This is a genomic window from Vibrio toranzoniae (assembly GCF_024347655.1).
Lineage (GTDB): Bacteria > Pseudomonadota > Gammaproteobacteria > Enterobacterales > Vibrionaceae > Vibrio > Vibrio toranzoniae.
Window position 1 is genome coordinate 1,263,665 of sequence record NZ_AP025515.1, and the last position, 10,526, is coordinate 1,274,190.

The 10,526-nt window shown below is 39.9% G+C and carries 6 protein-coding genes; all 6 read left to right on the forward strand.

Features of this window, described 5'->3' with window-relative positions:
• Positions 1–90 precede the first annotated feature (90 nt).
• The 6 genes from OCU50_RS19975 to OCU50_RS20000 all read left to right on the forward strand — a co-directional run bounded on the left by OCU50_RS19975 (position 91) and on the right by OCU50_RS20000 (position 10,412).
• Positions 91–2,766 (forward strand): ankyrin repeat domain-containing protein, encoded by a 2,676-nt coding sequence (locus tag OCU50_RS19975; RefSeq protein ID WP_060469779.1) that lies wholly within the window; start codon positions 91–93, stop codon positions 2,764–2,766.
• 445 nt (positions 2,767–3,211) lie between these two features.
• The gene (locus tag OCU50_RS19980; protein ID WP_029189529.1) at positions 3,212–4,183 is read left to right on the forward strand and encodes a hypothetical protein; all 972 of its coding nucleotides are present in this window, start codon (positions 3,212–3,214) and stop codon (positions 4,181–4,183) included.
• A gap of 184 nt (positions 4,184–4,367) precedes the next feature.
• The gene (locus tag OCU50_RS19985) at positions 4,368–5,513 is read left to right on the forward strand and encodes a hypothetical protein (protein ID WP_153011336.1); all 1,146 of its coding nucleotides are present in this window, start codon (positions 4,368–4,370) and stop codon (positions 5,511–5,513) included.
• Between the two features lie 127 nt (positions 5,514–5,640).
• The gene (locus tag OCU50_RS19990; protein ID WP_060469777.1) at positions 5,641–6,489 is read left to right on the forward strand and encodes an abortive infection family protein; all 849 of its coding nucleotides are present in this window, start codon (positions 5,641–5,643) and stop codon (positions 6,487–6,489) included.
• Positions 6,490–7,249: 760 nt separating this feature from the next.
• Positions 7,250–8,722 carry a group II intron reverse transcriptase/maturase gene (gene ltrA, locus OCU50_RS19995; protein ID WP_060469776.1) on the forward strand — a complete coding sequence of 491 codons (1,473 nt, stop codon included), beginning with the start codon at positions 7,250–7,252 and terminating at the stop codon, positions 8,720–8,722.
• A 754-nt stretch (positions 8,723–9,476) separates the two neighbouring features.
• On the forward strand, positions 9,477–10,412 hold the full coding sequence (locus tag OCU50_RS20000) for a universal stress protein (protein WP_060469775.1): 936 nt from the start codon (positions 9,477–9,479) through the stop codon (positions 10,410–10,412).
• Positions 10,413–10,526: the final 114 nt, after the last annotated feature.

The following is a 10,526-nucleotide window of genomic DNA, read 5'->3' on the forward strand; positions in this document are numbered from 1 at the left end:
AAAATCGGCTCTGTAGAAAAATGAAAAGCAACATCCCCCCCCATCAAATTTCTTTTTCTAGCGGAAAACGAAACAATAAAAGGACATTCAGTGGCTACTTTTCCAACCTTCGAATCGGTACTTCTTCAAATTGCTAAAGCGCTTGGCGCTAATAGTCAGATGACTTCAAAATCGAAAAGCACGTTTAAATATGTCGAGATGACGATGGATAATTTATCTAATTCTTGGGAAAGTATTTTGGGTGATATAGCGGATGCTTTAGGGCTTGATGAAAGAGCGAAAGAAGATCTGATCTCCAATGTTGCAGATGATTACTTGATGCATAAGAACATCGAACTCAATGTTTATTCTTCAAAGGCGTCACAAAGAAAAATCGTTTGGCATTATTTAGCCAGGGTTATCATACCAGCTCTAGCGAGACATACGGTATTTTGGCAAATTGAATCAAAAATGGATGAGGGTATGCCTGGCGGACGGTTTTGGTATCTTCCTGCCGTAGACTCTACGATTGAACCTACGCAGCTTCTTCTCCCTGTACCGCAAGTCTTGAATTGGCTTATCGACTTAATCCAAAACACCAAAACATCTATTGCTAATAATTTAGACAACGATCTAGATAGTGATGATAAATACGAGAAAGTATTAAGGAATCTTTACAACTGGCAAAAAGGCACGAGCACCCCTGAAATATCAAGTATCGAGAAAACGTTTTCGGACAAAGTGAATATACAGTTTTGTGGCTGCTTTGAGCCTGATGAAAAGTCTTCGCAATTTGAACAGGCTCTGGAGTTTATTGAAAAAAAAGGTTTGTCTTATGATGACTTACAGCATGAAATAGCTATTGATTGTGAAGACTTAAAGCTAATATTAAGGAGTGAATGCTCAGCAGCGGAGCAGCAAGATTTTGTACAGAAACTAAAAGTACGATATCAGGCACCAAGCTCTAAAGTGATACGTATGAGGTTGCTGATAGCCAGAGCTATTCAAGAGGGATATGAGCAATTAGTTAAGTATTTAACACCTGAAGTTGATAAGCTATGTTTTGACTTAAATGAAAATAAAACACTTCAGTTAGTTGAACTTTACAACTATGTATATAACCTGACTTTTATGGCTCATATTAAAAAGGGAAGTTTAGGAGACTATGCGGAAGATAAGTATTTTGAAGAACAACTTCCTTCCTTTTTTAGGTACGATTTATTGCGAACTTTTACCTCAGACAATGAGCACGATATCCCATGGAGTACTGTAGATAGAATTAATTGTATTTTTAGCCGTTCTGGAGAAGAGGATATATTAGACAATATCTTTCCTACGTCTGAATATGAATCTAAAAAAATGCGTAAACTTATAAAAGAAGAAGGTGATTATTCAAATAATTACCTTATTCGTAGAGATGTTTTGATAGATAAGCTAAAACAAAACAAAGCTCCATTTAAACAATTACAGGATATTGATGATTTTGAGGTGGTATATGGGGCTAGAATTATTCAGGTGAATCAATATTCAAATCCTAATATAGTTGACATGATTGTTGAAAGGTTAAAATTTCTAGAAGCCACACCTACTGAGTCGATGAAGCGAATATTATTTGAACTAGAAGCTCATCTACTCCTTAAGAAGTTTGGTTCAAAAACCGAAGAAAAGGTATCTGCTTTACTCGATGAGGCGAAAAACTGTGATGATTTTGAATTTTCAAAAGCAAATATACTACGTTATGAAGCACTTCATTATATTGCGCAGAACAAGCTTAAAGAAGCAGAAAAAAATCTAAATTTGGCTATCGATGAATGTAAGAAATACAGCTTTGGAAAGTTTAGAGGATTGTTAGCTAGAGATGCGTTCGCATTGGCTATAGCAAACCAAAAACTCATTCCTAATAATCACGAAAAGTACTTTAGAGACATGTACTACTGGGGGGGGCTGAAAGGAGAATCTAATATTTATGACGTTTCGCGTGGGTTACATGAGTATTTTTGGGAAAAGTTGTATCAATGCTATCCTAACTATCAACCGCTTTTTGCTTCTTGTTCTAGCGATATGGAAAAGTTTAGTCGTGATTTCGTAGAGTGTATAAAAAATGGACGTTCTATTGAGCTAGTACTAAAAAAACACAAAGCTTTAAAAAAGAAACAACTGAAATATCCACAAGCAGATAGCATCATTTTTCTAATGATGAAGATGAGCTATGAAATGCGTACTAAATTAAATTCTTATAAACAAATCGATATTGCTAATGAAATTAGTAATGTATTTAGTGCGATGGTTACAGGCATCAGGAAAATCATCGAATTATGGCCAGAAATCGTTAATATAACTGATTTTAAACTCCAGACACCTTTGATGTTAGCTGCAAACAACAGAGATCATCAAACGGTAGAAGCATTACTAAAAGCAAACGCAGATCCTAACCTTCAAGATTTCACGGGTAGAACAGCCCTTCATGCAGCAGCAGCTAGTCGATGCTTAAAATCAGCTTATCTAATACTAGAGCATGGTTGTGATGCAACGTTAATTAACGAAGAAGGTGCAACAGCGTTACATACGGCTACTCGCATGGGCGATCTGCCTATAATTGAACTATTAATTGAAAAGAGACCTGAGCTACTAAAGATTGAAGATTCAAAAGGAATAATACCTGAGCAATTGGCCAGAGAAATTGCCAATAATCCGCTAGCTTACGACGTTCTGAAGAACTTTCTCTTGTCTGAAGGCCGTAGTATTGCCAGACACGAGACTTATAAGAAAATCTTAGAGGTTTTTTAACGGTAGATTTAGTTATAAGTTTCGATTTGAGTTGAAATTTATTTCAGGGTACAAGTATTTATAAGGATGGTTTGCATATTATGCTGAAAAAGTGCATAACATGAATCTAACACAACTGGTTGAAGATGGAAGTTTTTGTCCATTTTCTTGAATCTCTGTAACAGTGATAAGCAGTGCCTGATTATGCTTTTGGATACTAAAAGTTATTAATAGGGTGAAAGTTAGTCCGTCGATGTCAAATTTAAAATGTCCAACGGCTTGATGACGGGGTAGATCATCGTAACGCAGAACTGTCCCGCCCTTAGTTGGCACTGTGACTCGTCACATTTCTTTAGGTGGTGGTTTGACCTACATTTTCTTATGCTACAAAGTGTCCATTGAGATGACGGCTACTCACGCTAACTTTTCAACTTAGTAGTTTTAAAATATAAATTTGGGCAGATGAATGGAAAAAGACTTAATGATTTCTCTAGAGGGGTTTGCTAATGAAGCAGATGCTAACTCCTTAGGTAACACCGTCATGAGCATTGTTCGCGCTTTATATGAAAAACACCAACTTGATTTAACAAATTTAAAGCGTATCTTGATCTCGTATGATTTTCCAAATGCTCTAAAAAGAGTAACCGAGGAATACAACCACACTTCACCCTCTTCCTATACGAACTCGAAACAAGCCAGAGCAATAGCGCAACTAATTACTAAAGGTGCGCGTGAAGAGTTTACTCTTGTGTTGGGTATAGAATTCTTCTTTGAATGGTTCAATAATGACGGAAAGTTTGAACTTACTGAAGACAACATACATTTTGTCTTGCACCGAATTCATCATGAGTTAATTCACGTACACGAGAAGAATGTTTTAAATTGCTTGGACTCTTCTTTATTAGTTGATCAATATGATGATGCTCTATTAATGTCAGCTACAAGATCTTGGTCGGAATATCTAGCAAACCTTAATTCAGCATATTCTGCTCCTCAAGAAACCGTTACCTTATTTCTCGAACAACTAGATAGCGTGATCAAAGAGGTTCCAAATGAGATAGAAACTTTAGTTCTTCAGTACCAGTGTAAGTTAATTCCGTTAGATGAAATGTACCTTGCAGTAAAAGATAGAATTAAACTGATTGCTAATTCTTATGCGTATGCTTTTGGTTATGTTGATGCTTTAGGAATAGATCTGAATGACAATTTTCCTGAATTATCACAGAATCTTGTTGAGTGTAAGCTTTCAGATGTCATTCATAAGTTGGTAGTCAGTTTTAGAACCCTGACCAAGTTATATGATGAAGGGGCAATCGAAAATTATGACGCTTTCGATGAGGTCGTAAAAGTGATAGATAGTATGTTTAAATGCTTCGGCTTAACTCTAGAACGCACTCAGGATGAAAATGGCACGGGGCTATATATCCATGTAGGGTAAAAAAGCCAGTTTTGAATTAATGCATCTTTCACTAAATTTATCCTCAAGCCATTGAATCGATTTATAATGTACTTTGAATGAGTGTGGTATTATCGCCTCAGGATTTCAGTTAAATAGTTTGAGGCGGTAATGTATGGCTTCTTTTAGTTCATCTGAGATGGATATAATTGAGAAGTACTTAGGTATGAAGCAAGGATACGTTCTGGAGTTTAGTAACAGAACTTTTGCTGACTTCATGAAGAATTACGATGTCGATATTTATGGAGAAAGATTCAATTTTGCATCAGGCTCGAAGGCCAACCGTCTAAGGTCATTCATCAACCAATCTCCTGAAGTTCTGGTAGCGAATGTTCTATACGCTCTATCAAAAGAAAAGCAAAAAGAAACTAGTGGTGCAGCATGGTCTGAAGATGACCATCACCTGTCAATGGAATACATGTCTATCGTAGACAAGTTGAGAAAGCGTTCAATTGAAGCTTCTGAATCCTCATCAAGCTTTGTTCCATATTCAATACGAAATGGTCTCAATCCAAACTCAAACGGTTTTGGAATAATCGAGTTTCGTAATCTGTTCCTATACACATACAATACGATATTTTCGAAAGGGCTACTTGAGGAATATCTTGCTATCGAGTGCGAAGAGCACAACGTAGGAATCAAAGTAGATGTTGAGCATCATTTAATGGTGTCATTACGTAAAAATAATCTGTGGCCTATCCAAGATAAGTACCATATGTATAGTGAAGAGGATATCTTTGATCTGATCGAGTTTTTCTTTTCTAAAGTGAGTAGCCCGCAGTTTGGCCCATCTGCATCGTTCTACTGCGGTTATTGTCAGGAAGAACACAGTATGACTTTCCACAGGGAACAGGGTATCCAAGAATACTTGAAAGAAATCAATGCGATTCTTGCTTTATACGAGAAGCCCCATGAGTTAACCCAAGAAGGGATGGTTGTCGTCAGGCCTGAGTATGGTTTTGATAAGATTTTCAAAGCAGAGATACCAACGGAAGACGAACGTATTATCGATAAAGTTAACAGTGCTGTCTCAAGATTTAGACGTCATGGGTCGAGTATCGATGATCGCAAACATGCAGTGAGAGACTTGGCTGATATTCTTGAGAATGTGCGAGATGATATAAAGAAGCTCCTATCTAAAAAAGACGATCAAGCTCTATTCGATATTGCTAATAATTTTGGTATTAGGCATATGAACAGTAAGCAAAAAGACGACTATGATCCAGTGTGGTTAAGCTGGATGTTTTACTTCTACCTTTCGACTATTCATACAGTATTGAGAAGGCTCAAGGATCAGAACTGTAATGGATAGATATGAAGCAGATTTTGATGCTTGTTATAAGTAGTTCTTATAACAAGAAGTTGCTGTCGGACAATTTTCCCGCTGCACTCCGAAGTTTCCGCAGAGCGCGCGGCGTGATACAAAAGAGGATGGTTAAATGCCTTTGCAAATGGCACATGAACTTAGGTTCCCAATGGGAGCAACATCACCGTTAGATAATACTGTGGTCAATGATTTCTTATCGTTGATGAAAAGAGTTTCTGCGCCGAAAATGAGTAAGCAGCAAGTTGTTGAAATTTACAAGCAGCACTTGTGTAAGGTTTCTGGCGATTATTATGCAAAAAGCTCAAGTCTAGATTGGGCTGAAAGTGACATGGGTTACCAAGCCTCTAGTGCAGCGAAAGATGCACCAAATTTTATAGCGGCTGTTTATGAAGCATTTGAAGAACTAGAGCAGCGTGGTGCTGTCGTTCCTCAAGAGCAGAATATCAATCAAATTTTGGCTAATCACCAAGCTCATTTCGAAATCGTAAATGGTCAACTTAATGCTACTGGCGCAGCGGTTGCCGCTCCCCAGATCTCAGAATCTATCTCTACTACCGTGATGCGAGCATTAGGTGATGCAAAGACACTTATAGGTACAGTTGACTCTTCAAGTGCTATCGATCGTGCTCACACAGCACTTCATGGATACTTAGGGCAACTATGCTCTGATGCTAATATCGCTTTAGCATGTGATGCAACTGTATCGAAAGCATTTAAAGCGCTTAGGAAATCACATCCAGCACTATTAGCAACAGGTAACCGCGCAGATGAAATTAGTAGGGTGCTTAATTCATTTGCCGCTTCAATCGATGCTTTTTCTACTCTAAGGAATCAAGCTAGCTTGGCTCATGTGAATGACTTATTGGATGTTCCCGAAGCAACAGCAACAGTAAATGCAATGTATACAATCTTTAGGTACGTTCAAGATTCGTTAGCTCGGCACAATCAATCTTTTATATAACAAATATGGATTAATCGCTGCGAAGCCAGCGATTAATCCGATTATTGAACAAGACCGATGCCTCTAGATACGTAAATTGTGCGATCTTATCCAGTTCTAGCCTCACCTCGATGGTTTCTTTAAGTCGATTCACGATACTTTTTCTAATCTGAAATGAGCTTTTTAGGGTAGCTACCCTAACGCATTTTTGTCCGTGCGACCTGAAGTCGTATGAAGCGTTGTTCACCGCTTTATGAGTGAACCGTCTGTATCACCAGATGAACCTACGAGCCTGAATAAAGCAGCGGCTCGGACAATGTAACGAAACTTGGCCGTTGGACTGAGTGGGAAAAGAATCGTGAGAGGACGTTCCTCCTGAAAACCACAATTCGGGTAAGTGCTAGGTAGTCAGTATGATGAACATATGTGAATCCATTCAAGGTGCGTTATATGATGAAGCAGCGGAAGTGGTTATTACGCTGTAGCCAAAAGGCAATGAGAGTTGGAAAGAGGTTGGACAGTACTTTTTCGTGGTCACTGCACTCTCCGCACTATAGTGGGCATCTAACCCGACATTTTACGCAACATACGGAACAGGGTAAGCCTGTATCACTCCCTTTGGGAAAGCCTTTGTGGCCGATAGTGGTGCAGGTATAGGAGGTCGGAAAAAGCGAAAGCTACATTGTAATGATGCAGATACAGACTTATGTCTGATCACGAAAGTGAGCCCACTTCCGACTGGTCTTCCATTGCGAGAGAATTTATTCAAGGAGAAAAGCAAATGGTGATCTCGAAAGAGATTAGTGCATCTTCTGACGGCGATCAATGGCAGTCCATCGACTGGAAATCCGTTGAAGTACACGTATTGAAGCTTCAAATGCGTATCGCAAAAGCAACTAGAGAAAAGAAATACGGTAAGGTGAAGTCTTTACAGTGGCTCTTGACTCATTCTCGCTCAGCCAAGCTTCTCGCGGTTAAGCGAGTCTCTCAGAATAAAGGCAGTAAAACGCTTGGAATAGACGGTGTCATCTGGAACACAGATGCACGCCGTATGAAAGCAGTCGATCAACTGAGTCGCAAGGCTTACTCCGCAAAACCACTCAAACGTATCTATATTCCCAAAAAGAACGGTAAGCTCAGGCCACTGGGTATTCAATGCATGATTGATAGAGCGCAACAAGCCCTCCACCTTCTTGCATTAGAGCCCGTGTCCGAAACGTTTGCCGACCTCAATAGCTATGGTTTTAGACCAAATCGCAGCACGGCTGACGCTGTCAGTCAGTGCTTCAAATGTTTAGCTCTAAAGCAATCCGCGAAATGGGTTCTTGAGGGAGATATTAAGGCTTGCTTCGACAAAATCGGGCATAAATGGCTGATGGACAATATCATTGTAGATAAACGAATGTTAGAGCAATGGTTAAAATCTGGCTATGTAGATAAGGGGCTGTTCTACGATACCGAAGAAGGTACACCTCAAGGTGGAATAATATCTCCAACCTTGATGCTAATGACTCTCGCGGGAATAGAGCAACAAATAAAATCTACAGCTCTGAAAATGGGTGCTAGGGCCAACTTTATCGGTTATGCGGATGATTTTGTGGTCATCTGCTCTTCAAAGGAAGTGCTAGTGAACGATATCAAACCGTTGATTGCTGGCTTTTTGGCAGAAAGAGGGTTAACCCTCTCCGAAGAAAAAACGAAGGTCACTCATATTGATGATGGCTTTGACTTTCTGGGTTTCAATCACAGGAAGTACAAAGGGAAATTGCTCATTAAACCGAGCAAATCCAATACGCTGTTATTCCTTAGAAATCTACGTGAACTTATTAAAAAGCACGCAACCATCCCTGTTAACGATCTTATCAAGTTGATAAATCCGAAACTTAGGGGATGGGCGAATTACTATCGCCACTGTGTTGCTAAACAAGTATTCGGGTATGTCGGCCACAAACTATTCCAAGCGTTATGGCACTGGGCAGTTAGACGTCATCCAACCAAGTCCAAAGGCTGGGTTGTGCACAAGTATTTTCTCAATCGTAAAGGCCAGTGGCAATTTCACGGTTGGCAGAAAATCATGAACATGGACTGTCACTTCAATCTGTTCCAAATAGCGAAAGTGCCTATCGAAAGACACGTAAAAATTAGGAGTGCTGCGACCCCTTTTGACCCTCAATACCAAGAATATCTGGTGAAGAGAAAATCTAAAAGGCTAGCTCGTAACTCTTGGAAAGAGCCTGTCCCGACTGCGTTATAAGTTGCTGGGTATCAATGATGCCTTAGTGGAGGCTTGAGCCGTATGCAGTGAAAGTTGCACGTACGGTTCTTAGAGGGGCGGCACTTGGTAACAAGTGTCGTCTACTCGACAAATCCCTGTTAGTAGGTGCGATACTAATGGAAACCCAACCAATGAAGAATTTGTGATTGCTCAACAGTCGGTAGAGCTTCTGTAATCGAAGCTAAAGCCTGAGCCAGACAAATATTGAAAAGCAGCGAGCCCAAGTGGCTCGCTTTTTTGTGTCTATCGTTTTGTTACGCATAGCATTCGAGCTCGTCGTTGTCTCTTTCTGTACTAGCAAGGGGAAAATTCACATACATACGACTTTACCCTTTAGTTTCTCGGATTAAATCATCTTCAACTAACATTTCCTCGCATAGGTAATTAAAATAGTTCTTTTGACAGAAAGTAGATCATTACGGAAGCGTTACGTTTCACCGCATAAGTACGAGTCATCACTTAATATATGCTCATAGAACCAGTACGATATCTGGCCTTAGCATCGTATTCAATCATGCTCTCTAAGTCGTTTCTGACTTAAACTTCCAATAGGAGTTGATGTATTTTGTTACATATTGTTCCCTCAGCACGCTGATTGGTTCACTCATTTCTCATTGTTTTATATGTAAGCGACTGAATAGGAACGAATATCATTTTATTAATTAATGTTACAATTACGTGCTAGTAAAGAATGTTGCGGTTGACTAAGATTCAATCAACTAAGGAGGTGTGTATGAGACGATTCGAGAACATACTTTTTGCAACGCAAGGGCTACCCGGCCATAGTGACGCTCTGGGTCAAGCGATCAGAATGGCGGCTAACAATCGCATCCCGGTTTCGGGCCTGATTGCCTGTCCAGATTTCCCTACCGATCTCGTTCAATATCAACAAAGCTACGAACAGTCTTTGCATGATTCGCTTCAGCAGAGCGTAAAACACTTGCTTGAAGATTTGGTTATCTCTGAAGAGCAGGTACCGTTTCCCCTGAGAGTTAAAAGCAGTGAACAACCGGCGGTTTGCATCATTCAAGAAGCGATGGTGAATCGCAATGACCTGATCATTAAAGAGGCTGAGCCACTCAGTGAAGGGGCGGAAGGCTTTAAAGCGATAGACATGACTTTATTGCGTAAATGTCCTTGCCCAGTATGGTTGCACCGACCAATATTTAAACCGAGAGACAAACGACGCATTGCGGTTGCGGTCGATCCTCAGGCTGTAAACGATGAGCAAAAGGCACTGTCGTGTCGATTGTTAGAGCTCTCTCGTTCGATTGCGGATACCTGTGATAGCCGATTGCACATTATCTCTTGTTGGGAACATTATTTGGAGAACTACCTCGACAATCATGTTTGGATTCAAGTAGATAAGGCGCAGTTGTCAGATGAGGTTTCTAAAGAGAAAGCACGTCATGAACAAGCCCTGCAGCAACTCATTGACGACTCTGGTATTGCTGGTGAGGTGGTTATTCATCACCTGCATGGTAAACCGGACGACAAAATTCCGGAGTGTGTTGATGAGGCAGAGATTGACGTGTTGGTAATGGGAACCTTAGCCCGAACCGGTATTTCTGGGTATGTGATTGGCAATACTGCCGAGAACATTCTTCAATCAATTAATTGCTCCTTAGTGGCAATGAAACCAGAGGGATTTATATCTCCAATCAAGTAACAAATTGATCTCGAAAAGCGGAAATAGCAATACTGAAGTAAGCATGTACACGACAGACTAATAACTTCTTAGTGGAGGATAGTATGAAGAAACTATGTCCTATTTGCCAAACTG